We start from the raw sequence: 22,515 nt of genomic DNA on the forward strand, positions 1-22,515 counted from the left end.
GTCTGTTCGGTCGGTTCAGCCCGATGCGGCCATCGCGGCGATGGCGCCCTTCGTCCGGGCGATGGCCTTGCGTACTGCGGGACCGACGGCCTGCCCCGTGGCGATGTCGCCCATCCGTGTGCGGACCTGCCTCCGGTGACCGGTGGGCAGCGCGCGGCGCCACAGCCTCGCGGCGTGCAGCACGCCGATCAGGGCAGCGGTGCGCTCGTCGGGCTCGTTCCCGTCGAGGACGGCGTCGGCGAGCCTGCTGCGGATCTCGGATCCGGCCGAGGAGTCCTGTGTGGGGTAGCGGTGCGCCGGGACGAGACCGAGCAGCCGGCCGCGTCGGCGCCGGAGCACACCGCGTTCGACGAGCGCGGCGATGGCGCGCCCCGGCGCCCCGGCGCGCGTCCGTCGCAACAGCGTCGAGACCTTCACCCGGCCTGCGACCTCGGCGAGGACGGTGTCGAGGTGCCCGGCCCCTGTCGGGGCCGGGTCCACGACCGTGACGACGTCGTCGTCCCCCACGGCGATGCGCTCGGCGAGGGCCAGCTCGACGACGACCGCACCGGCCACGGCCCAGTCCAGGCCGAGGCGGGTCCCGCCCCTGCCGGTGTCCTCGTCGAGGGCGATGAGGACGACTTCCTCGGCGACGGTGAGCATGGGGATGTCCTTTCCGGTCCGGCGGGCGGTGCGGGGCGGATCGCCGGGTGGCGAAGCTCCGGCTCGCTGAGTGCGTACGCTGTATCGAACTACGCGTACACTGTCTCCGCGAGGACGTGAGCCGGTCAATAAATCGTGTTCAGATGCCTCTGCAAAGTGCACTAGTGCAGCGGAAGTGAACTAGTGCACTTCCTTCGCTGTCGACGACGACGCTCAGGAGGTCCGCATGTCGGAGGACGCTCAGCCGGAGCCGCTCTACCGGCGGATCGCCGGGGAGTTCGCGGCCCGGATCCGATCCGGTGATCTGAGGCCGGGGGACCGGATCCCGTCCATCCGGCAGATTGCCGACCGGTGGAACGTCGCGATCGCGACCGCGACGAAGGTTCTTGCTGTCCTGCGCGACGAGGGCCTGGTCGAGGCGAAGGTGGGCTCCGGCACCGTCGTCAGCGCCTCCACGAACGGGCCGCGCCGGCCGGGCCGGGCGCTCACGTCCGCTTCCCGGCCGTTCCCGCCGCGTCCGGCCGGCGGAGCGAGGCAGGCGCTCGGTCGCGAGCACGTGCTGCGGACCGCTGTCGCGATCGCCGACGTCGAGGGTGCGGGGGCGGTGTCCATGCGGCGGGTCGCCGCCGAGCTCGGCGTGGGGGCGATGTCCCTCTATCGCCACATCGCGAACAAGGACGACCTGATGACCGAGATGGCCGACCTGGTCTTCGGGGAGCTGGAACTCCCCGACCCCGGACCCGACGGCTGGCGAGCCAGACTGGAGCTGATCGCGCGGTGGCAGTGGGGGCTGTGCCGGCGACACCTGTGGCTGCCCCGAGCGGTGTCGTTCACCCGGCCCTCGATGGCGCCGAACATGATGGTGCACACCGAGTGGACCCTGCGGGCGCTCGAGGGTCTCGGCCTGTCACTGCGCACGCGGATGCAGGAGGCGCTCGCGCTGCATTCGTTGGTGATCAACGCTGCACTGTCCACAGCGGACGAGATGGAGGCCGAGCAGGAGACAGGTGTGTCGCTGGGCCGGTGGCGGCAAGCGCAGCGTGCACGGACCGACGCGCTGTTCGCCGACGGGCGCTTCCCCTTGCTGGCGCAGGTCCATGAGCGAGTCGTCCCCGACGTCGACGAGCTGTTCGACTACAGCCTGGCCCGGCACCTGGACGGGTTCGCGGTCCTGGTGGGGGAGCCACCGTCGAGCAACTCGCGGTCGGCCCCGTGACCGCCGGCTCCGTGCCGGGACTCCTCGACGGGTCAGTCCGTGACGGGTTCGAGCAGCACCACCGGCACCTCCCGGTCACCGGTCAGGACGGCGCGCTCGCGCAGGTCGGCGAAGAACGGGTACAGCCCGTCGGCGTAGGCGAGCCAGTCCGCGCGTTCGGTGCCCTCGGCGACGCGCGCGGTCATCAGCGCCCGGCGCGCCCCGTCCTGCAGCTGCACCGTCGGGTGGGCGGTCAGGTTGTGGAACCAGCCCGGGTGTCGGGCCTGCCCACCGGCCGACGCTCCGAGGGCGTAGACGCCGCCGCGCTCGATCCGCATCAGGGGGGTCTTGCGCAGCGTGCCCGACCGTGCCCCGCGGGTGGTCAGGACGACGACGGGGCCGCCCAGCATGGTCGCACCCTCCCGGCCGTCGGTGCGTTCGTAGAGCTCGACCTGGTCGCGGGTGGTGGGATCGGAGCTGGGGACGTACTCGCCGTCCAGCAGGTTCGGTGTCATGCCGGGTCGTTCCTTCCGTCGGTGGGTCCCGGGCCCTGCGGGCCGGGGTCAGAGGGTGATCACGGTCTTGCCGACGCTCCGGCCGCTCTCGACGAGCGTGTGTGCGGCCCGCATGGCCTCGGGGGTCAGTCCCTGCACCGTCGTCGTCCCGATCGGACGCAGGCGTCCCGCCACGACGTCGCCCGCCGCGCGGGCGAGGATCCGGCCCTGACGGGTGGCGTCGCCGCCGGTGACGATCGTGCTGAACACCATCTCGCCGTGCAGCGACAGCGATCTGCCGGCGACCGCCTCCAGGTCCCAGCGCCCCGGCGCGTCGACGAAGGCGAGGTGTCCGAACGGGCGCAGCAGCTCGACGTACGAGGTGAGCCGGCTGCCGGTGTCCGAGGTGGACAGCACGAGGTCGACGGGGCCGACCCCGGCGTCGCGCAGCTGGGCGGCGAGGTCGCGGTGGTGGTCGACGACGAGGTCGGCCCCCAAGGCGGTGGCCCACTCCCGTGACTCGGGCCGCGACGCCGTGCCGATCACGAATGCCTGCGTCCACGTCGCCAGCAGCTGCGTGGCCATCGAGCCCACACCGCCCGCGGCGCCGACGACCAGGACGGTCCCGACGCCGGCGGGCAGTGCGTCGCCGTCGCGGACGAGCGCCTCCCACGCGGTGAGCACGCCGATCGGCAGGGATGCGGCGTCGGCGAACGTGAGCTCGTCGGCGATCGGGGCGACGACCCGGTGGTCGACCGCGACGCGTTCGGCCCAGCTCCCGTCGCGGGTGATGTCGCCGGTGCCCATCACCCGGTCCCCGACCGCGAACCCGGTGGCCGCGGGCCCGGTCGCGACGACGACGCCCGCGAACTCCCATCCGAGGACGACGCGACCGCCCGGCGGCGCACTGCGGGTCCGCCGGATCGCGGCCTCGCCGGGGTTGACCCCGATCGCCCGCACCTCGACCAGCAGGTCGCCGGCCCGCAACCGCGGTTCGGCGACGTCGACCAGATCGATGGCGAACGCGTCGAGCAGGTGCGCCCGCTCGTAGGCGAGTGCCTTCACCGCGCCTCTCCGTCCGGGTCCTGGCGCAGGGCGTGCAGGGCCGAGAGGGGGCCGCCGACCTGCATCAGCCGTCCGCCGTCGCGCAGCGGTCCGGCGTCGACCGGGGCGAACCCGATGCGGTCGGCGAGCTCGTGGAACGTGGCCTTGGCCGCGGTGTCGTCGCCGGCGTGGAACAGCAGCTGCCGCCCTGCCGGGTGCCGGGGGTCGGCGGCGATGTAGCGGGCGTAGAGCGTGTTGAACGCCTTGACCACGCGTGCGCCGGGGGCCAGCGCCGCCACGAGCTCGCTCGGCGTCCTCGCGCCGGGATCGACGTCCGCCGACTCCGGCATCCGGTTGGTCGTGTCCACCAGGATGCGGCCGTCCCAGGGTGGGAGCCCGGCCAGTGCGTCGCCGACCCGCGGCCACGGCACGGTCAGGAACACCGTGTCGGCCCGCGCGGCGTCCTCGACCGGCGCTGCCCGCACCGACGACCCCAGTCGCGCCACGACATCGCGCAGCGAGTCGGGGCCGCGGCTGTTGCTCAGGGTGACGGTGTGCCCCGCCCTCACCAGATGAGCGGCCACGGCCTGCGCGACCGTCCCGGCGCCGATGGCTCCGAACCGCACGACAACCCCTCCTTTGATGATGAACGACATCAATAACTACACGACCGGAGGTGGGTGCCGTCAAGCCGGACGGCCAGTTTTGATGGTGGCCATCATCGAAATTCGGCTAGACTCGGCCGGGCCTGGCCTGGGAGGTGGTCGACATGCCCCGCGTCACACGGGAGCAGAAGCAGCGCAACCGCGAGCGGATCCTGGCCGCGGCGGGCGAGGGGTTCCGGCTGCGCGGCATCGACGGGACGGGCATCGACGGACTGATGAAGTCGGCGGGCATGACCCACGGCGGCTTCTACAACCACTTCGCGTCCAAGAGCGACCTCGCCGTCGAGGTCCTGCATCAGGGCTTCATCGACTCGCTGGCGGTGCTCGACGGCCTCCGTGCGGCACATCCCGGTTCGGCGCGCGACGCCCTGGACGGCATGATCGACCAGTACGTCGACGCCGAGCACCGGGACCACCCCGAAGCCGGATGTCCCTCGGCCGCACTCGTCTCCGACGCGGGACGGCACGGTGCCGGCGCGCAGGCCGAGTACCGCCGCGGTCTGGACGGCTACTTCGACGCCATCGCGGAGATGGTGATCGAGTGCGGCCGGGAGATCGGTACCGAGATCACCCCGGCCGAGGCCAGGGAGCAGGCGGTGGCACTGTTCAGCCAGATGGTCGGCGCGCTCCTGCTCGCCCGGGCGGTGGCCGACGTCGCCCCGGATCTGTCGGACGAGGTCCTCGCGGCCAACCGGAACCAGCTCAAGGACCGGTGAGCGCGCGGCGCAGCGGGCTCACGGGCCGATGATGCGCCGCTCGCCCGCGTGGTGATCGTCGGCGGCTCAGGTCCCCGAGCGCTCCACCGGCGTCTCCCGGCGAGGCGGGTAGGCGCCACGGATGCGGTGCAGGGTGTCCGTGACGACGGCGCGGACGTCGGCCTCCTGCAGCGGGGCCGGGCTCAGCGCCGAACCGAGCGAGAAGCCCTCGACCAGGGTGAGCAGCAGGATCGCTTCGCGGTGCAGTGCCTCCTCGTCGATCACACGGTCGGCGAGTGCCGCGCGCAGGAGCGACCGGATCGCCTCCGCGGCCGCGAGCGAGGTCGTGGCGACCTCGGCTGCGAACCCCGGGTCCGTGCGTGCCATCACCCGGTACTCGACGAGTGCGATGTTCTCCTTGCGTTCCTGCTCGCTGGTGGGTGCGACGAGGACGACCAGCTCGGCGACCCGGCTCGCCGGATCCCCGGAGAGTCCCGGGTTGCGGTGCTCCGCGCGCTGGAGCAGGACGCCCAACGTGAACGACATGACCTCCCGCAGGTTGTCGCCGAAGTAGTGCCGGATGCTCCCGATGGCCAGGCCGGAGCGTGCGGAGATCCGGGCGAGGGTCACCGAGCGGAGTCCGTGCGCGGCGATCTCGTCGATCACGGCGTCGGCGACCTGCGCCCGCCGGGCATCCGGGTCCACGCGTCTGGGCATGGCCCCACTCTATCGCCCGATGTGGCATGAGCATGCTACGTTTCTAGCGCGTTCATGCTAGAAACCGCGTCGGTCCGGGCGTAGCACCCACCCGGCCGCGCCGCCGTCGAGCCCACAGCGGTCCGCGTCCGGCGCATCCCGGTCACGGTCGGCAGGTCCTTCCGCACCTGCAGGTCGTCGACCCGGTCGGACGCACATCGCCGCCGCACCCGGACCCGCCCCAGGAGAGACATGTCCTCGTATCGCCGACGCCCGCACCGATCGCGACGGACCGTGCCGCGTCTCGCCGTGGCCCTCACCGTCATCCCCCTCGTCCTGTCGGCGGCCTGCACGTCGGCGACCCCGCCGGAGCCCGCTGGGCAGGCGGACATAGCCGCCTACCTGACGCAGGAACCGGACTGGGGCAGCTGTACGGACACCGCGACCAACGCCGCGGACGCCGAGCTGTTCGCGAACCCCGCACTGGAGTGCGCGTCGGTCGAGGTCCCACTCGACTACGACGCCCCGGCGGGGGAGAGGGCACGGATCGCCCTCACCCGTCTCCCCGCCCGGGGAGAGGCCGAGGGGTCACTGCTGATCAACCCCGGCGGCCCCGGCGCCAGCTTCGTGGCGTCCTTCCTGCCCCAGTGGCAGAACGGTCCCGTCGCCGAGCGCTTCGACATCGTCGGCTTCGACCCGCGCGGGATCGGGGCGTCGACCCCGGCCCTCGACTGCTACACCGACGAGGAATACGACGCAGGGGACGTGCCCCGGTTCGGCGCCGTGTACGACATCACCAGCGCCGAGCAGGCGGTGGACCACGCGCAGCGCTGCATCGACGGCTCCGGAGGCGTCGAGAACCTCGTCAACGCCGGATCGGCGAACGTCGTGCGGGACATGGACATCATGCGGGAGGTCCTCGGCGACGAGCGGCTGACCTTCCTCGGCTACAGCTACGGCTCCGAGATCGGTGCCATGTACCTCGCCGCGCACCCCGACAAGGTCCGTGCCGTCGTGCTCGACAGCGCCGTCGGGCCCGACTGGACACCGAGCGAGCTCCGCCTCGCCCAGTTCACCGCCTCCCAGGCCCGGTTCGACGAGGTCGCCGCGCTCTGCGCCCAGTCACCCGACTGTGTCCTCGGGCCCGATCCCGCGGCGGCGAACGAGCGTCTGCACGAGATCGTCGCGCCGCTGGTCGGGACGCCGGTGCCCACCGCCGACGGCAGGGACGTGAGCGTCTGGGACGTGTATCTCGGGATCACGGCGGGCCTGGCGGCGGAGGCCCACTGGCCCACGCTGATCTCCGCCCTGACCGCGCTCGACGCGGGGCGGGACGAGGAGATCCTCGCCCTGCGCGACGGCTTCTACAGCCGCACCGCCGACGGCGTCTACACCACCGACATCGATACGAACATCGCCGTGCGCTGCATGGACTGGCCCCGCCTGACACCGGAGGAGCAGACCGCGCACGCGCGTGAGGTCGCGGAGGTCGCGCCGATGTTCGATGTCGACGTGCTGACGGGCGGGACCTTCCACAGTGAGTGCGAGGGCTGGCCGGCGCCACCGACCCGCGACGACCCGTGGCTGCCCGCCGAGGTCGAGGGCCTTCCCGAGACGCTCGTCGTGGGGGTCACCGGTGACCCGGCGACGCCGTACGAGGGCAGCGTCTCCATGGCACGAACCCTCGGCGCGAGCCTGCTCACCGTCGACGGCAAGCAGCACGGCGCCTACCTCCTCGGTGGCAGCGCGTGCGTCGACGATGCGGTCAACGCCTATCTCCTCGACCTCGAGACCCCTCCGGCCGATGCCCGATGCAGCCTCTGACCCGCTCGGGACCCCGTTCCCGCAGACAGGAGAAGGTGACGATGGCCCTCCGACCCGTTCGGCTCCACCAGGCACTGAGCCGCACCGTTCACACGATCACGCTGCCGGACCCCGACGGCCCAGCCGTCTGGGCCGTCGAGACCCGCACCACCGAGGACCACCGCGCCCGGCTCTACCGGGACGGGCAGCGCACCAGCACGGCCGAGATGCCCGCCACCTTCACCGTCCCGGAGGGAGGATCGAGGTCGACGCCGGGTTGTACGGCGTCACCCGGGTCCATCTCGTCACCCCCGACGGACGGGAACGCAGACTGGCCCCGGCCCCGGGGACCCTGGAGCACCGGCGCGCAGCCCTGACCCGGGACCGCCCGCGTACGAGCCGGGCGATCGCCGTCACCGCCGTAGTGATCCTGCTGGTCAATCTCGTCCTCGCCACACCCGTATGGCTCGAGATGGTCACCTCGATCCCGGAGGTGGCGGACCGGGTCGGGACGTTCACCTCACCGGTGCTCCTGCCCGGCTGGCTGCTCGGGACCCTCACGGTCGCCGGTGTCGCCGCCGCCGTGGAACGAGCAGTCACCTGGCGGCACCACCGCATCGTCGACGCCGAGACCATCTGGACCTCGCTCTAGCTCGCACCTCCACCTCGTGACACCCCACCGACCGGGGAGACGACCGGCGTCTGGTCCGGCATCCTGTCGGCCCCGGACAGGAGCCGCACCGACGTCCTGGTGATCGGCGCCGGCCGTCCCTGCCGCAGTGGCTCGCACACGTGCACGTGTGCGGGCCACCACGCCCCATCCGACTCGTCGAAGTTCGCGACCCGGTTCCCCGAGTCCGCGGTCACGACCTACCGCGAGGGGAACGCCGCCGTCCTCCGCTGACGATCCGGTCCCCGACGAGGGAGGGGGACGTCTACGCGGTACCCGGTCAGCGGCGACCGGTCATCGCCGGTCCTGGACCTGGGAGGGGCCCAGCGGTCCTGATGCTTGTGCGTGATTCTGCTCGATCCATGCCGGCCATGGTCCGGATGTCGCTCGGGAGGGTTCCCGAGAACGAGGCGTGGGCAGGCGCCCGTCAGCTCGCTGCCGGGGTCGCGAGCCGACACGCCAGGCGGGTCGCCTCCGGACGCGACAGCTTTCCCACCCGGTTCTGGGGCAGGGCGTCCACGACGAGCACGTGTTCGGGCCACTTGCCCTTCGCCAGCCCCTCGGCGTCCAGATGCGCCCGGACGGCCTCGAGGTCGATGCCGGGCCGTGACGTCACGAGCAGGGCTGCCACACGTTCGCCGAGGACGTCGTCCGGGACGGGCACCACGCACACCTGCTCGACCGACGGGTGCCGGGCGAGCGCGCTCTCCACCTCGTGGATGTCGATGTTGCGCCCGCCGCGGATGATGATGTCCTTCTCCCGGCCCCGCACCGACACCCGGCCGTCGGCGTCGACGGACATCAGGTCGCCGGTCGTGAGGTAGCCGTCCGCGGTCAGGTCGGGGGGTGCGAGCCTGCCCGCCCCGGCGTACCCGGCGAACAACGACGGGCCTCGGACCTGGGCGCGCCCGACCGTGCCCGCCGGGACCCCGGCTCCGTCGGCGTCGACCACGCGCAGGTGGGTCCCCGGGAACGGCACACCGTCGGTCCCGAGCCGCACCTCCTCGGGGTCCGACGGCGAGGACGTCGTGTGGCCCAGGCACTCGGACATGCCGAACACCCGCAGGAACCGGGTGCCCAGCCGCTGCTCCGCACGGGCGAGAGCACCGCGGTCCATCGGGCCGCCGCCGACGGTCATGGCCGTCATCGCCGACAACATCCCGGCCTCGGGGGCCTGCATGCCCATCTGCAACGCCATCGTGGGCACGCACATCGTCCACCGGGCCCCGTGCGCGGCCAGGAGCTCCACGGCCTCCGGCGGGCTCCAGCGCCCGGCGAGCAGGATCGGTCCGCCGAGCATGAGCGGCAGGTAGAGCCCGAAGCAGACGGCTGCGGCCGAGGACAGAGGGACGAGGGCGCCGACCGGATCGCCCGCCCGCAGGCCGACCGCCTCGACGGTGGCACGCCCGGCATAGCGCAACGCCGCCTCGGTCTGGACCACCCCCTTCGCACGGCCGGTCGACCCGGAGGTCAGGCCGATCACCACTCCGTCGCCCCACCGGCCCGGCCGGGTCTCCACCCGGCCGGTCAGGGTCCACCCGTCCAGCACCGTGACCCGGGCAGGCCCCACCGAGCCGGTGTCCCAGGTCGAGGCACTCTGGGGTGAGGCGATCGCGACGTCCGGGTCCAGATCCTCCTGCGCCGCGGCGAACTCCGGCGCGGTCGCATGGCCGCTCAGCAGGGCGAGCGTGCCGTCCACCCGTCCGACGGCGAGGGCACAGACCACGGTCCGCCAGGTGTTCTCGGCCTGGAGCAGGACGGTCGGGCGCGGGCCGGTGCAGCCCGCCAGCACCTCGGCGAGCTCCCCGGCCGCCGCGAGGGTGGTCGCGAGGTCGTGCGGGCCGGCGCCGTCGATCGCGACGACCTGGCCGGGGTCGGCCCCGGCCCGGCGGTCCAGTTCGGTGACCAGCGCGCGCATCTCAGCCCTGCACCATCTCGCGCTCGTCGCCGAGCAGGGCGATCCGCCTGCCCCGCATGGACCCGACGTGTGCCACGGCGGCCTTCCACTCGTCGCTGGCGAGGGCCGCCCGGGCCGACTCCTCGTCGTCGAAGCTCAGGACCGACAACCCGTCCCAACCCTCGGAGCGTTCCTCCAGTGCGCTGCTCACGGCCGTGTGGCGCCACGCGCGCAGGCCGGGCAGCGGGTAGGTCATCTCCGCGTGCTCGCCGCGCCACCAGGTGATGAACTCGTCGTGGGTCCACTCCGGTGGACGAGCGGCGAGCAGGACGAGATTGAACATGACGCCTCCTTGCGCAATGGCCGGCGGTGCCGCCGGCTCAGATCGACTCGATGTCCAGCTGCGGCGAGCGACCGATCATCAGGGCCGCGACCCGGTCGTCGGCGTCGAGCCGGGCCGAGGCGACGAAGGTCGACTCGAAGGCGCCGGCGCGCCGGGCCTGGCCGAGGACCAGCTCGTCCCGGCCGACGACGGCCTCGGACAGGACGTGGTGGGTCAGTACGCCCTTCTCGCGCTGGTCGAGGTAGCCCTCCAGCTCGGCGCGCCCACCGTGGAAGTCGGTGGCGGCCCCGCCGCCGGTGCCGAACACGATCGAGAACCGGAACCCCGGTGCGATCAGGTCGAGGATCCGCTCCGGGGTGTCGGAGTCGATGGTGCCGAACCAGCGGGACAGCACGCTCCGAGTCGCTGCGCTCACGCCGCCACCTCCGGCTGCGGATACAGGGAGAAGCTCGGGTGGAAGAAGACCTGGTAGCGGGAGATCAACCCGCCCGGTGAGACGAGCGCGACCCCGGAGAACGCCCCGGTCCGGCGACCGTCCTGTTCGGTCACGACGCCGTACACCATCTCGAGGTCGCCGTCGACCGAACTCCGGAGCACCCCGTGACGGCGTCCGACGGGTGGACGACCGGAGATGTAGGCGGCGAGGTCGGCACGCCCGGACCCCGTCACCTCCCCACCCGGGAGCGCGATCAGGAACTCGATGTCCGGCTCGACCAGGTCGAGCCCGCTGAGCGGCTCGGCCCCGTCCAACCGGGAGTAGTAGTCGACGATGACCATGCGACCGTCCTCTCCGACGGGGGGATGTGATGCAGCGAAGCAACGACTTGAATTCAGTTCAGTACGACCTTACGGCTCGGTCCCGGGCGGGACAAGACCGTCGGCCGGCGCTCGGCCTCAGGACCCGGAGGGCCCCTCGTCGACCATGCGGACGCAACAGCCCCCGATGAACCCGGCGATCGCCGGCAGCTCCAGCGAGCCGTCCGGGCGGTACCACCGCCAGACGCTCACGACCAGGCCGAGCAGGCTGCGCGCCATCATCAGCGGGTCGTGCCGGGCGAACTCGCCCCGGTCGATGCCGTGCTGCACGAGGTCGGCCCAGTTGCGTTCGATGCGCGCCACGAGCTTGCGGCACGCCTGGCGCTCGGACTCCTCCCGCTCCGAGGAGCGGCGACCGGCCAGCAGCGCGATGTTCGCCTGCAGGATCCGGTTCTGCTGCACCTCCTGCGGTGGGACCTCGAAGGCCGCCCGCACCGCCGCGCGCAACCCGTCGTGCGCCGTCGACGACTCGGCGACCGCGGCCCGGAACGCCTCGTCGGAGTTGCGCAGGCCCAGCCGCATGATCGTCAGCAGGCAGTGCGTCTTGGACTCGAAGTAGTGGTAGAGCGCGGGCTGGCCGATGCCCACCCGGGTGGCGACCTCGGACCACCGGGTGGCCTCGAAGCCGACCTCCCCGAAACACTCGACGGCGGCCGCGAGGATGGCCGGCCGCTTCGAGCGGGGACCGTCGTCGGGCTCGGTGAGCGCAGCGATGCTCATCGTCGGGCCCCTTTCGCGTGGCGGTCGCGCCAGCGTAGCCGTTCGCCCGAACCGGCTTCGGGTCACGTCCGGCCGGCACCGAGCACCTCGTCGAGCAGACCCGCCGCGCCGTCGGGCTCGCCGTCCGGCAGCACCCGGCTGGTCGCGGCCCGCCGGACGTGCAGATGGGCCGGATGCTCCCAGCTGAACCCGATGCCACCGTGCACCTGGACGTTCTCGGCCGCCACCCACGTGTACGCCCGGCCGCAGACCAGCGCGGCGGTGCGGGCGGCGATCGGGAGCGCGGCCTCGTCGTCCGCCGCGCAGGCCGCCGCCCAGAACGACGCCGACCGGGCCGCCTCGAGCTGGACCAGCATGTCCGAGCACCGGTGCTTCACCGCCTGGAAGGTCCCGATCGGCCGGCCGAACTGCACGCGGTCGCACGCGTGCCGTACGGCCATGTCCAGGGCCGCGCCGGTCCCGCCGGTCTGCTCGCAGGCCAGTGCGGCGCGGGTGCGGTGACGGGCCCCGGACAGGACCGCGGCGGCGGTGTCGGGACCCGCGACGAGCCGGGCCGGGCTCTCGTGCAGACCGACCTCGGCGAGTGGCCGGGTCGGATCGAGCGCGCGGACCCCGGCGGCCGTCGTCCCGGGGGCCGCGGCGTCGACGGCGAGCACGACCGGCCCGTCCGGCGAGGACGCGGCGACCAGCAGGACGTCGGCCTCGGCCCCGTCGACGACCAGGTCCTTGCGACCGGTCACCCGCCAGCCGTCCGGGGTCCGGACGGCCCGGGCCGGGGCGTCGGCCGTCGCGTCGTGCACTGCGACGGCCGCCGTCGTCCCGCCCGACACCAGCCGCCCGATCAGCTCGTCCTCGCCGGTCCCGGCCAGCACACCCAGCGCCATCACCGACGTCGACAACCAGGGGAGGCGGGCCAGCGAGCGGCCCATCTCCTCGGAGACGACGGCGACCTCGCGGAACCCCGCGCCGGCACCGCCGAGGCGCTCCGGGACATCGAGGCCCGCGGCGCCGAGCTCCCCGGCGAACCGCCGCCAGACCGTCCGCCGCTCCTCGGGGCCGGCCGGGCGGCCGTGCAGGACCCCGTCGGCGTCGCCGTGGCGGGCGAGGAAGTCGCGGACGACCTCCCGCAGCGCCTCGGCGTCACCGTCGGGGGTCAGGGTCGGGATCGGAACCCGGGCCGGGGTCGGGGTCGGCGCCGCGGTCATCGGACGGGCTCGGCGTCGTCGGCGACCTCGGCGAGCAGGTCGGCGAAGCGCTCGCGGGCCCGGGCCCGCAGCGTCGGCCGGATGTAGGGCGGGAAGAGGCCGTCGTCGGGCTCGGTCCCGCGCAGCAGCGCCTGCGCGAGGTTGATCTTGTGGACCTCGGTGGCTCCGTCGGCCAGTCCCATGTGGAACGACTCCATGACCCACTTGCCGAACGGGAGCTCCTGCGAGATCCCCAGCGACCCGTGGATCTGGATGGCCCGCCCGGCGATGTCGGCGAGGACCTTCGGCATCGCGGCCTTGACCGCCGAGATGTCGGCCCGGACCCGCTTGTAGTCGTCGTAGCGGTCGATCCGCCACGCGGTGCGCAGCACGAGCAGCCGGAACTGCTCGAGCTGGATCCACGAGTCGGCGATCATCTCCTGGACCAGCTGCTTGTCCGCCAGGCGCGTGCCCTTGCTGCTGCGCGACACCGCACGGCGCTTCATCATCTCGAAGGCCGACTGCACCAGACCGACGGTGCGCATCGCGTGGTGGATGCGGCCGCCGCCGAGCCGGGTCTGGGCGACGGCGAACCCCTCGCCCCGCCCGCCGAGCAGGTTCTCGGCCGGTACCCGCACGTCGGTGTAGCGCAGGTACTGGTGGGTGCCGACCGGCTCGTCGTGGCCCCACACCGACACGTCGCGCACCCGTTCCAGGCCCGGCGCGTCGGCCGGGACCACGAACATCGACATCGACCGGTGCGGCGGAGCGTCCGGCTCGGTCACCGCCATCACGATGAGGAACTCGGCGAACAGGGCATGGCTGGAGAACCACTTCTCGCCGTTGACCACCCACTCGTCGCCGTCGAGCCGGGCGGTGGTCCGGAACCCGGTCGGGTCGGACCCGCCGTGCGGCTCGGTCATCGAGAAGCAGGACACGATGTCGCCCTCGACCAGCGGGTCGAGGTAGGTCCGCTTCAGGTGGTCGGTGCCGTAGTGCGCGAGGATCTCGGCGTTGCCCGAGTCCGGGGCCTGGCAGCCGAACACGACGGGTCCGGAGTGGGTCCGGCCCAGCTTCTCGTTCAGCAGGGCGAGGCGCAGCTGCCCGTAGCCCTCGCCGCCGAGCTCCGGGCCGAGGTGGCAGGCCCACAGCTTGCGTTCCCGGACCTGCTGCTGCAGCGGTCTGATCAGCGCGTTGCGGACCGGGTCACGCGGGTTCCACGCGTGCTCGACCACCTGGTCGACGGGCTCGACCTGCTCCCGCACGAACGTCTCGACCCAGTCGAGCTCGGCCTGCCATGCCTCGTCGGACTCGAAACCCCACGACATACCTGGTCCTCCTCAGCGTGTGAGCACCGTGCAGGCGGAGATGCCCGGTGCCCCGTAGACGTGTGTGAACCCGACCCGCGGCCCGCCCGGGACCTGTCGGGGGCCGGCCTCGCCGCGCAGCTGCAGCACGTTCTCGTGCACCTGCCGCAGGCCCGACGCCCCGATCGGCTCCCCGTTGGCCAGGCAGCCGCCGTCGGTGTTGACCGGCAGCCGGCCGTCGACCGCGGTCGCCCCGGACCGGATGAGCTCGTCCTGCTCGCCGTCGGCGCACAGCCCGGTCTCGGCCATGTGCATCAGCTCGGCCCCGGACTCGGTGTCCTGCACCTGCGCGAGGTCCACCTCGGACGGGGCGATGCCGGCCTGCTCGAACACGGCACGGGCGGCCTCGACGGTGGGGGAGTCGGCGCGGTCGGTCGCCAGCCACGGGGAGAAGACCTCGAACGAGCCGTAGCGCCGGCTGCGGAACGCCGCGCCGCGCAGGAACACCGGGCGGTCGGTGTGCTCGCGGGCCCGGTCGGCCCGGCACAGCACCAGCGCGACCGCACCCTCGCCCGGCGAGCAGTACATGTACTGGGTGAGCGGGTCGGAGATCATCGTCGAGGCGGCGATCTCGGCCGCGTCGAGCTCTTTCCGGCGCCAGGCCATCGGGTTGGCAGCCCCGTTGCGGAACGCCTTCTCCGCGACCAGGGCGAGCAGGTCCGGCTCCATGTCGTGCTCGTGCAGGTAGCGCTGGATCTTCATCCCGAAGAACTGGGTGGTCACCATGAGCCCGGTCTCGCCGTACCAGGAGCCGATGCCGTGGTCGGCCGGGTCGGTGTCGAACGCGCCCCGGGGGTGCTTGTCGAAGCCGATGACGATGCCGAGGTCGTGCGCCCCGGAGGCGATCGCGGCCTGGGCGGCGATCAGCGCGGAGCCACCGGTCGCGCAGCCGTTGTGGACGTTGATGAACGGCAGGCCGGTGAGCCCGAGCTCGGACACGAGGGTGTCGGCGTCGCCGGCCGAGTGCGAGCCCCCGAAGCCGAAACCCATGTCGGAGAACCGGAGGCCGGCGTCGGCGAGCGCCGCGCGCGCGGCGTGCACGGCCTGCGCCCGCCCCGGGACGCCCTCGGTGCGGCCGAACCGGTGCATCCCGGCCCCGATGATCGCGACTCCGGTCATGAGAGGTCTCCCGCGGGGGCGAAGGCGAAGGTGTGCGTCGGTCCGTCGTCGGCCTGCCGGAACGGGACGATCGCGAGCTCCATCGGCATGCCGATCCGCAGCCGGGCCGGGTCGGACTCGGTGAGGCGGGCCTCGACCAGCAGCTGCCCGTCGAGCTCGACGTAGCCGACGCCGTAGGGCTCGTGGCCCGCGGTCCCGGTGTAGGGCGGCTTGGGCCGGAACCCCTGCACGGTCCAGGTCCACAGGGTCCCCGTGCGGTGCAGCGGCACGTCGGCCATCCGGGCGCCGGAGCAGCGCGGGCAGCCGGTCTGGCGGGGGAAGGTGTGGGCCCCGCAGTCGGTGCACCGGCTGCCCAGCAGCGCCGGGCCGTCGGGGGTGTCGGTCAGCAGCCCGTCGTCCACGAACGTCACGGCGCGGCCAGCCGTCCGCCGTCGACGGCCAGCAGGCTGCCCGTCGTGTAGCTCGCCGTGGGCCCGCACAGGTAGAGCGCGGCGCCCACGATCTCGGACGGTTCGCCGACCCGCCGCGACGGCCAGCTCCGGGCCATCTCGTCGACGGCCGCCATGTCCCAGGAGGCGCTGATGTCGGTGCGGAACGGCCCGGCCACGATGGTGTTGACCCGGACCGTCGGGCCGTACTCCTGGGCGAACCCCGCGGTGAGCGTGTTGAGCGCCGCCTTGGCCGCGGCGTAGGGGAGGTCGCCGGCGGTGGGGCGGCCCGAGGCCATGGAGGAGATGTTCAGCATCGCGCCGCCGCCCCGTGCGGCCATCCGCCTGCCGGCGACGGCCATCATCCGGAACGGGCCCTTGAGGTTGACCGAGACGATCTTGTCGAACAGCTCCTCGGTGACGCCGTGCAGGCTCGGGTACACCGGCGCGATCCCGGCGTTGTTGACCAGGACGTCGACCGGCCCGAGGCCGTCCTCGACCTCGTCGAGCAGACCGTCCAGCCGGTCCCACTCGCCGACGTGCGCGCCGTGCCCGGTCACCCGCCGCCCGGTGGCCTCGGCCAGCTCGGCGGCCAGCCCGGTGCAGGCGTCCTTCTTCCGGGAGACGATCGCGACGTCCGCACCCGCGGCGGCGAACGCGATCGCGATCTCCCGGCCCAGGCCGCGTGAGCCGCCGGTGACCAGCGCCCTCCGCCCGGTCAGCGGGGCGCCTGCGGCGCGCGCCCGAGCGACGGCCTCGGTGACGGTGCTACCCGTCGCGGTGGTGCTCATCGGGGGACGTCCTTCCATGCCACACCGCGGTCGGCGCGGGGTTCCGGCGGGAGGCCGAGCAGCCGCTCGGCGATGATCGTGCGTTGCACCTCGTCGGAGCCCCCGGCGATCCGGTAGCCCGGTGCGCCGAGCACGTGCTCCACCCAGCGGTGGGTGCCGTCCCCGGCGTCGGCGACCAGCCTCGGGCCGAGGACCTGCGCGGCCGCGTCGGACACGAGCGCCAGCCGCTGGGCCCAGACGAGCTTGCGCAGCGAGCCGACGGCTCCGACGTCGGTGCCGGCCAGCCGGGCCTCGCGGTCGCGCTGGGCGGAGAGCTCGGCGATCCGCTCGGCGACCCAGACCTCGCCGAGGATCCGGCGGACATCGGGATCGTCGGTCCGGCCCAGCGCCCGCGCGTCGCCGAGCAGGTCGGCGAACCCGCCGCCGAGGTCGGCGTTCGCGCCCGAGTGGCCGCGTTCGAAACCCAGGGTGGCCAGGGTGACGCCCCACCCGCCGCCGACCTCGCCGAGGCGCAGCGTGTCGGGGATGCGGACGTCGTCGAGGAACACCTCGCAGAACGACGTCCCGCCCGACATCTGGCGCAGCGGCCGGACCTCGACGCCGGGGGTGTCCATCGGGAGCAGGAACGCGGTGAGGCCGCGGTGCTTGACGGCGTCGGGGTCGGTACGGCAGATCAGCTCGCCCCAGCCGGCGAACTGCGCCCCCGAGCTCCAGACCTTCTGCCCGTTGACGACCCAGCCGTCGCCCTCGCGGACGGCCCGGGTGCCGAGCCCGGCGAGGTCGGAGCCCGCCGAGGGCTCGGAGAACAGCTGGCAGGCCAGCTCGTCGCCGCGCAGCAGCGGGGTGACCAGCAGCTCGCGCTGGGCCGGCGTGCCGAACAGGCGCACGGTCGGGGCGACGAGTGCGGTGCTGACCGAGGTGAGCTCGTGCTGGCCCGGGGTCTCGAACTCGCGCTCGACCTCGGCGAACACCTCCTCGTGCAGGTCGCTGAGCCCGGCGCCGCCGTCCTCGACCGCCCAGGTCAGGGCGCCGTACCCGGCGTCGTACCGGGTCCGCGTCCAGTCCTGGACGCGTGCGATCAGGGCCCGTTCCTGCTCGTGCGGCAGATCGTGGAACACGGCCACCGAGCGGTCGTGGCGCTCGCGGCGCGGGGGCAGGTGCCCGGCGACCCAGGCGCGGGCGGTACGACGGAACTCCTCGAGCTCCGCGCGGCTCGGCGGGGCGGTCGGCGTCATCGGGCGGTCCACCCCCCGTCGACGGTCAGGACCTGACCGGTCAGGTAGGAGCTCGCCGGCGTCGCCAGGAACAGCAGGGCGGTGTCGAGCTCGTGCAGACGTCCTGGACGTCGCAGCATCGTGTTCCTCCCGATCCAGCGGACGGACCGCTCGTCGGCGAACAGGTCGGTGTTCATCTCGGTCGCGAACCAGCCCGGGGCCAGCGCGTTGACCCGGACCCGGTCGCGGCCCCAGTGGCCGGCGAGCTCGCGGGTGAGCCCGAGGAGCCCGGCCTTGGAGGCGGCGTAGCTCGCACCGCCGAGCGGCGCGGCCGACACGAGCCCGAGCACCGAGCCGATGTTCACGATGGACAGGCCGTCCGACCCCGGGTGCCGGGCGGCGAGCTGGGACAGGTGGAAGGGGGCGACGAGGTTGGTGTCCAGCACCCCGGCGAAACCGGCGGCGGTCTCCTCGGCCGGCGGGCCGGAGCCCTCGACGCCGGCGTTGTTGACCAGGACGTCGACCGTCCCCGAGCCGAGCGCCCGCGCCGCCTCGATCAGGTTCTCCCGGTCGGCCCCGTCGGCGACGTCGGCGACCACCGGGTGCAGGCGGTCGTCGCCGTCGGCGACCTCGGCCAGGCGCCCGGCCCGCCGCGCGGCGACGACGACGGTCGCGCCCGCCGCGGAGAGCACGCGCGCGAACCGTGCGCCCAGCCCGGAGGACGCCCCGGTGACGACGGCGGTCCGGCCGGTCAGGTCGAACAGCTCCGCCGGGGCGGGGGCCCGGCCCTCGGCGGTCACGACGGGCTCCGGTCGAGCAGGGCGGCGGCCGAGCCGATGAGCGCACGGATCGTGGGCGGCAGCTGCTCCTGGACCGGGTCGTGGTGGCGGCCCTCGCGGTGCCGGCGCAGGTTGTGCCCCATGATCGCGGCCATCTTCAGCCGCCCGAGCGCGCGGAACCAGGTCGTGCCGGCGGCGGTGCCGCCGTCGTCGCCGCGGGCGGCCCGGTAGGCGTCGTCGAGCTCGTCCTCGTCCGGGAGGCCCGAGACGACACCGCCGACGCCCGGGAACAGCGCGCCGTCGGTGAACACCCCGAACCAGCCGAGGTCGACGCGCGGGTCGCCCAGCCCCCAGATCTCCCAGTCCACCAGCGCGGTGGGCGTGGTGCCGGTGCACAGGAGGTTGCCGAGCCGGAAGTCGCCGTGCACGAGCACCGGGGGAGCGGGCTCGGGCACGGTCGCGGCGAGCCGTTCGAGGAGCTCCGCCGCTCCCGGGCGGATCCCGGCCGGGACCGCGTGCATCGTCCGCGTCCAGCGGGCGAGCTCGTCGGCCGGCCCGGCGACCTCGGGCCGGACGCCGCCGGCCCGGACGACCCCCGCGACGAGCCGGTCGACCGGGACGGCGTGCAGCGCCCCGAGGACACGCGCGGCCGCGAGCATCCGCAGCCGGCCGAGCACGTGATCGGTGTCGGACGGCTCGAGGACGGGCTCGGACGCCGTACCCTGCGCGAACTCCATCGCGAACCAGGCCGGTGCCTCGTCGCCGCGGGCGACGACGGCCGGCACCGGTACCCCGCTGTCGGCCAGCGCCGAGAGCACGTGGGACTGGCGCAGGACGTCGTGGCGCCCGACCGGTTCGCGGCCGGGCGGCACCGCCTTGACCACCAGCGGCATCCCGCCGGCGTCGATGCGGTAGGTCAGGCCCGAGCGGCCGCCCTCGAGCGCCGTCAGGGGGCCTGCGGCGCCCGCGCCGAGCTCGGCGCGCACCCGGGCGGCGAGCTGCGGATCGGCGTCCGCCGGGGTGTGGGTCCGGGGCATCGCTGTCCTCCTCCTCGAGGTCGGTCCACCGGGACACGGGCGCCGACGACCAGCGCGGTGCGCCGGACCGCCGACACCACTCTCGTGCGGGTCAGCGACCCGTCCACTTGGGCTCGCGCTTCTCCAGGAACGCGGCGACGCCCTCGGCGGCGTCGTCGGAGTTCAGGGTGACGCCGACCGCGAGGTGCTCGAGCACCATGAGGGACGCGATGTCGGCGTCGAGGCCGCGGTCGACCGCCATCTTGGTCAGCTTCATCTGGAACGGGCTCTTGTCCGTCAGGTGGCTGATGAACTCCTCCACGGTCGCGTCGAGCTCGTCCGCGGGAGCGCTGGCGTTCACCAGGTCGAAGTCGGCGGCCTCGGTGCCGCTGAGCAGCTTGCCGGTGAGCATCAGCTCCTTGGTCTTGCGGATGCCGAGCATCCGCGGGAGCCGGTAGATCGGGCCGGCGCCGCCGAACAGGGCGCGGCGGATGTGGAAGTCACCGATCTGCGCGGTGTCCTCGGCGATCGCGAAGTCGCAGGAGATCATGACCTCGAACCCGCCCGCGGTGACGTAGCCCTCCAGGACCGCCACCGACGGCGTGGACATGTTGTAGAGCCGGTCGCAGACCTTCGCCGAGACGACGGCGACGTCCATCGCGGTGCTCGTCCCGATGAAGTCCGCCTGCAGGCTGTCGAGGTCGAAGCCGGAGGAGAAGGTGTTGCCGCGCCCGCGCACGACGGCCACCCGCAGCTCCGGGTCCGCCTCGATCTCGGTGATGATCTCGTCGAGCCGGTGCAGCATCGGGACCGTGATGCAGTTGCGCTTGTGGGGGCGGTTGAGCCAGATCCGCGCCACGTGACCGTCACGCTCGAACTGGATGTCGTCCTCGACCGTCATGCCGTCCTCCGTAGTTGAATTGAACTCAGTTAAGGTTGCGTGACCGATCCGGTCGTGTCAAGGGGTCGGGCCCGGCCGGTCGGGGTCCAGCAGTCCCCGGACCGGTTCCGGACCTGGTCGGCCCGTGTTCCAGCCGTCCCAGTGCACGACCTCGTCGGGTCCGGGGCGGGCGGCCGGCCGGAAGTCGGTTCCGACGGTGAACGCCAGCGGCGTGAGGCAGACCTGCTGCACCCGGTCGAAGGGGATGTCCAGGATCTCGGCGACGTCCCGTTCGCGCGCCAGGTGCATCGTCGTCCAGCAGGTGCCGAGGCCGCGGGCGCGGGCGGCCAGCATGAAGCTCCACATCGCCGGGAGCACCCCGCCGAGCAGCGAGCTGCTCGTCATCGCCGCCGCGCCGTCCAGTCGTGCCCCTTCCAGGCAGCCGATCACGATCGTCCCGACCTCGTGCAGGGCGCGTTCGAGGGCGTCGGCCGAGCGTGCGGTCCGCTCCTGCATGCGCTGCTCGGTCGGGTCGGTGCGGGGCACCCGGCCGATGTAGCCCGCCGACTCGCGGTAGCTGTCGCGGTAGACCTCGGAGTAGATGCGGGCCACCGCTCGCCGCCGTTCCGGGTCCCGGACCACCACGAACCGGGTCCGGGCCACCGCCGACCCGGCAGGAGCCTGCATCGCCAGCCCGACGCACTCCCGGATGAGCGCGACCGGTACGTCGCGCGTGGTGTCCAGCCTCCGGCGCACGGCTCGGGTGGTGGACAGTGCCTCGTCGATGAGCATACCTTGAACCAATATCAGTTCAAGTTGTATGTCAAGTGTGCGGAGGAACGGATGACCGAGCGTCGGTTCGAGGGCTCGACGGTGCTGCTGACCGGGGCGACCGGTGGTCTCGGCGCGGCCGTCGCCGAGCGGCTGGTCGGCGAGGGGGCGGAGGTCGTGCTGACCGACGTCGACGAGGCCGGCTGCGTCGCGCTCGCCGGGCGTCTGGGTGGGCGTACCCGGACGGCGGCGCTCGACGTCTCCTCCGAGAGCGACTGGGAGCGCGTCGTGGCCGGCGCGGGGCCGCTCACCGGGCTGGTGAACAACGCCGGGATCGGCAGCCTGGGCACCGTGGTCGGCGAGTCCCGGACCCGGTGGGACGAGGTGGTGGCCGTCGACCAGCTCGGCACGTGGCTGGGAATGCGGCACTGCGGGCCGGTCATCGAGCGGTCCGGCGGGGGCTCGATCGTCAACGTGGGGTCGATCCTGGGCACCACCGGCGGCCTCGGCAACAGCTTCGCCTACGCCGCGGCCAAGGGAGCGGTCCGGTCGATGACCCGCAACGCCGCCCTGCACTGGGCGGGGGCCGGGGTACGGGTCAACGCGGTCGTCCCCGGCTTCGTCGGCACCGACCAGCTCCTCGGTCGCTTCGCCGGCACCGACCGGCACCGGGCGATGCTGGCGAACACCCCGATGGGCCGGCTGGGGCGGCCGGAGGAGGTCGCCGCCGCGGTCGCGTTCCTGCTGAGCCGCGAGTCCGGCTACACGACCGGGTCGGAGCTGGTGGTCGACGGCGGGTGGTCGGCCCGCTGACCGGTGGCGGGGTCCGACCCGGGCCGGTCGGGCACGAGCACGGCCCGCCCGAGCACCCGCCCGGCGCGCAGGTCGTCCAGCGCGCGGGTCACGTCGGAGAGCGGGTAGGTGGTCGTCCGGGAGCGGATCCGACCCTCCCGGGCCAGGCCGACGGTCGCGACCAGCTCGTCGCGCGACCCCCAGAACGGCAGGCGCAGCCGGGCCCCGGACGGCAGCGGACCCGGCTTGCTCACCGGCAGCACGCCCCCCGCCCCGCCGACGACCACCAGCTCGCCCGCGGTGCGCAGCAGCGGCCCGGCCCCGTCCAGGGTCGCCTGGGCGCCGACGAAGTCCAGCACGACGTCCGCGCCGCGTCCGTCGGAGACGACGTCCACCACGGACACCACCTCGGCCGGCCCGCAGACCGCGTGTGCGCCGCACTCGCGGGCGAGGTCGAGCGCCGCGGCGCGGGTGTCCACCGCCACGACCCGGGC

The 22,515-nt window shown here is 73.5% G+C and carries 26 protein-coding genes; 5 read left to right on the forward strand and 21 right to left on the reverse strand.

What is annotated here, in order from left to right:
* Positions 1–15: 15 nt before the first annotated feature.
* Positions 16–642 (reverse strand): GOLPH3/VPS74 family protein, encoded by a 627-nt coding sequence (locus tag GTW08_RS14170; protein WP_073577304.1) that lies wholly within the window; start codon positions 640–642, stop codon positions 16–18.
* Between the two features lie 226 nt (positions 643–868).
* On the opposite strand from GTW08_RS14170, the gene GTW08_RS14175 reads away from it, so the two are divergent.
* Positions 869–1,858 carry a TetR/AcrR family transcriptional regulator gene (locus tag GTW08_RS14175; RefSeq protein ID WP_073577303.1) on the forward strand — a complete coding sequence of 330 codons (990 nt, stop codon included), beginning with the start codon at positions 869–871 and terminating at the stop codon, positions 1,856–1,858.
* 32 nt (positions 1,859–1,890) lie between these two features.
* Here the strand turns inward: GTW08_RS14175 and GTW08_RS14180 are convergent, their stop codons facing one another.
* Genes GTW08_RS14180 through GTW08_RS14190 form a run of 3 tightly spaced genes read right to left on the reverse strand, consistent with a single transcriptional unit; the run spans position 1,891 to position 4,001 of the window.
* A complete protein-coding gene (locus GTW08_RS14180) occupies positions 1,891–2,352 on the reverse strand; it encodes a nitroreductase family deazaflavin-dependent oxidoreductase (RefSeq protein ID WP_073577302.1) in 462 nt (153 codons plus the stop codon).
* A 48-nt stretch (positions 2,353–2,400) separates the two neighbouring features.
* Positions 2,401–3,396, reverse strand: coding sequence for a zinc-binding dehydrogenase (locus GTW08_RS14185; protein ID WP_073577301.1), 996 nt, complete (start codon positions 3,394–3,396; stop codon positions 2,401–2,403).
* A complete protein-coding gene (locus tag GTW08_RS14190; protein ID WP_073577300.1) occupies positions 3,393–4,001 on the reverse strand; it encodes an NADPH-dependent F420 reductase in 609 nt (202 codons plus the stop codon). The genes GTW08_RS14185 and GTW08_RS14190 overlap by 4 nt, the downstream gene beginning before the upstream one ends.
* 143 nt (positions 4,002–4,144) lie before the next feature.
* Here GTW08_RS14190 and GTW08_RS14195 point away from each other — a divergent pair, with 143 nt between their 5' ends.
* Positions 4,145–4,756 carry a TetR/AcrR family transcriptional regulator gene (locus tag GTW08_RS14195; protein ID WP_073577299.1) on the forward strand — a complete coding sequence of 204 codons (612 nt, stop codon included), beginning with the start codon at positions 4,145–4,147 and terminating at the stop codon, positions 4,754–4,756.
* A gap of 66 nt (positions 4,757–4,822) precedes the next feature.
* Here GTW08_RS14195 and GTW08_RS14200 read toward each other — a convergent pair whose 3' ends face one another.
* Entirely contained in the window at positions 4,823–5,452 is a 630-nt protein-coding gene (locus GTW08_RS14200; protein WP_073577298.1) for a TetR/AcrR family transcriptional regulator, read from the reverse strand.
* 288 nt (positions 5,453–5,740) lie between these two features.
* On the opposite strand from GTW08_RS14200, the gene GTW08_RS14205 reads away from it, so the two are divergent.
* Together GTW08_RS14205 and GTW08_RS14210 are read left to right on the forward strand one after the other, a co-directional pair.
* A complete protein-coding gene (locus tag GTW08_RS14205) occupies positions 5,741–7,255 on the forward strand; it encodes an alpha/beta fold hydrolase (RefSeq protein WP_161152039.1) in 1,515 nt (504 codons plus the stop codon).
* A 256-nt stretch (positions 7,256–7,511) separates the two neighbouring features.
* Positions 7,512–7,886 (forward strand): hypothetical protein, encoded by a 375-nt coding sequence (locus GTW08_RS14210; protein ID WP_073577295.1) that lies wholly within the window; start codon positions 7,512–7,514, stop codon positions 7,884–7,886.
* Between the two features lie 445 nt (positions 7,887–8,331).
* On the opposite strand, the gene GTW08_RS14215 is transcribed toward GTW08_RS14210, so the two are convergent.
* The 15 genes from GTW08_RS14215 to GTW08_RS14285 all read right to left on the reverse strand — a co-directional run bounded on the left by GTW08_RS14215 (position 8,332) and on the right by GTW08_RS14285 (position 21,250).
* Complete coding sequence (locus GTW08_RS14215; RefSeq protein ID WP_073577294.1) at positions 8,332–9,822, reverse strand: class I adenylate-forming enzyme family protein; 1,491 nt, start codon at positions 9,820–9,822, stop codon at positions 8,332–8,334.
* A gap of 1 nt (position 9,823) precedes the next feature.
* Positions 9,824–10,144, reverse strand: coding sequence for an EthD domain-containing protein (locus GTW08_RS14220; protein WP_073577293.1), 321 nt, complete (start codon positions 10,142–10,144; stop codon positions 9,824–9,826).
* A gap of 37 nt (positions 10,145–10,181) precedes the next feature.
* On the reverse strand, positions 10,182–10,559 hold the full coding sequence (locus tag GTW08_RS14225) for a hypothetical protein (RefSeq protein ID WP_073577292.1): 378 nt from the start codon (positions 10,557–10,559) through the stop codon (positions 10,182–10,184).
* The gene (locus tag GTW08_RS14230) at positions 10,556–10,921 is read right to left on the reverse strand and encodes a nuclear transport factor 2 family protein (RefSeq protein WP_073577291.1); all 366 of its coding nucleotides are present in this window, start codon (positions 10,919–10,921) and stop codon (positions 10,556–10,558) included. Before GTW08_RS14230 ends, GTW08_RS14225 begins: the two co-directional genes overlap by 4 nt.
* Before the next feature lie 117 nt (positions 10,922–11,038).
* Entirely contained in the window at positions 11,039–11,680 is a 642-nt protein-coding gene (locus GTW08_RS14235) for a TetR/AcrR family transcriptional regulator (protein ID WP_073577290.1), read from the reverse strand.
* Positions 11,681–11,742: 62 nt separating this feature from the next.
* A complete protein-coding gene (locus GTW08_RS14240) occupies positions 11,743–12,885 on the reverse strand; it encodes an acyl-CoA dehydrogenase family protein (protein ID WP_073577289.1) in 1,143 nt (380 codons plus the stop codon).
* Entirely contained in the window at positions 12,882–14,192 is a 1,311-nt protein-coding gene (locus tag GTW08_RS14245) for an acyl-CoA dehydrogenase family protein (RefSeq protein WP_073577288.1), read from the reverse strand. The genes GTW08_RS14240 and GTW08_RS14245 overlap by 4 nt, the downstream gene beginning before the upstream one ends.
* Before the next feature lie 12 nt (positions 14,193–14,204).
* Positions 14,205–15,350: a thiolase family protein gene (locus GTW08_RS14250; RefSeq protein ID WP_073577287.1), complete on the reverse strand. Its 1,146-nt coding sequence runs from the start codon at positions 15,348–15,350 to the stop codon at positions 14,205–14,207.
* Complete coding sequence (locus GTW08_RS14255; RefSeq protein ID WP_073577286.1) at positions 15,347–15,760, reverse strand: Zn-ribbon domain-containing OB-fold protein; 414 nt, start codon at positions 15,758–15,760, stop codon at positions 15,347–15,349. Before GTW08_RS14255 ends, GTW08_RS14250 begins: the two co-directional genes overlap by 4 nt.
* Positions 15,757–16,569 carry an SDR family NAD(P)-dependent oxidoreductase gene (locus GTW08_RS14260; protein ID WP_073577285.1) on the reverse strand — a complete coding sequence of 271 codons (813 nt, stop codon included), beginning with the start codon at positions 16,567–16,569 and terminating at the stop codon, positions 15,757–15,759. Before GTW08_RS14260 ends, GTW08_RS14255 begins: the two co-directional genes overlap by 4 nt.
* Positions 16,566–17,804: an acyl-CoA dehydrogenase family protein gene (locus tag GTW08_RS14265; protein WP_073577329.1), complete on the reverse strand. Its 1,239-nt coding sequence runs from the start codon at positions 17,802–17,804 to the stop codon at positions 16,566–16,568. The genes GTW08_RS14260 and GTW08_RS14265 overlap by 4 nt, the downstream gene beginning before the upstream one ends.
* Positions 17,801–18,583 carry an SDR family NAD(P)-dependent oxidoreductase gene (locus GTW08_RS14270; protein WP_253067339.1) on the reverse strand — a complete coding sequence of 261 codons (783 nt, stop codon included), beginning with the start codon at positions 18,581–18,583 and terminating at the stop codon, positions 17,801–17,803. The genes GTW08_RS14265 and GTW08_RS14270 overlap by 4 nt, the downstream gene beginning before the upstream one ends.
* Positions 18,580–19,599 carry a phosphotransferase family protein gene (locus GTW08_RS14275; protein WP_073577284.1) on the reverse strand — a complete coding sequence of 340 codons (1,020 nt, stop codon included), beginning with the start codon at positions 19,597–19,599 and terminating at the stop codon, positions 18,580–18,582. Before GTW08_RS14275 ends, GTW08_RS14270 begins: the two co-directional genes overlap by 4 nt.
* A gap of 91 nt (positions 19,600–19,690) precedes the next feature.
* Positions 19,691–20,479 carry an enoyl-CoA hydratase/isomerase family protein gene (locus tag GTW08_RS14280; RefSeq protein ID WP_073577283.1) on the reverse strand — a complete coding sequence of 263 codons (789 nt, stop codon included), beginning with the start codon at positions 20,477–20,479 and terminating at the stop codon, positions 19,691–19,693.
* A 57-nt stretch (positions 20,480–20,536) separates the two neighbouring features.
* Complete coding sequence (locus GTW08_RS14285; RefSeq protein WP_073577282.1) at positions 20,537–21,250, reverse strand: nitroreductase family protein; 714 nt, start codon at positions 21,248–21,250, stop codon at positions 20,537–20,539.
* Between the two features lie 51 nt (positions 21,251–21,301).
* Between GTW08_RS14285 and GTW08_RS14290 the strand changes: the two genes are divergently transcribed.
* Positions 21,302–22,042, forward strand: a complete 741-nt coding sequence (locus GTW08_RS14290; RefSeq protein ID WP_073577281.1) for an SDR family NAD(P)-dependent oxidoreductase — start codon at positions 21,302–21,304, stop codon at positions 22,040–22,042.
* On the opposite strand, the gene GTW08_RS14295 is transcribed toward GTW08_RS14290, so the two are convergent.
* The coding region (locus GTW08_RS14295) for a zinc-binding dehydrogenase (protein ID WP_161152040.1) at positions 21,991–22,515 on the reverse strand (525 nt) is incomplete at its 5' end. The two genes, GTW08_RS14290 and GTW08_RS14295, sit on opposite strands and share 52 nt — an antisense overlap.

Origin of the sequence: Pseudonocardia sp. SID8383 (assembly GCF_009864975.1) — a bacterium.
Classification (GTDB): Bacteria; Actinomycetota; Actinomycetes; order Mycobacteriales; family Pseudonocardiaceae; genus Pseudonocardia; species Pseudonocardia alni.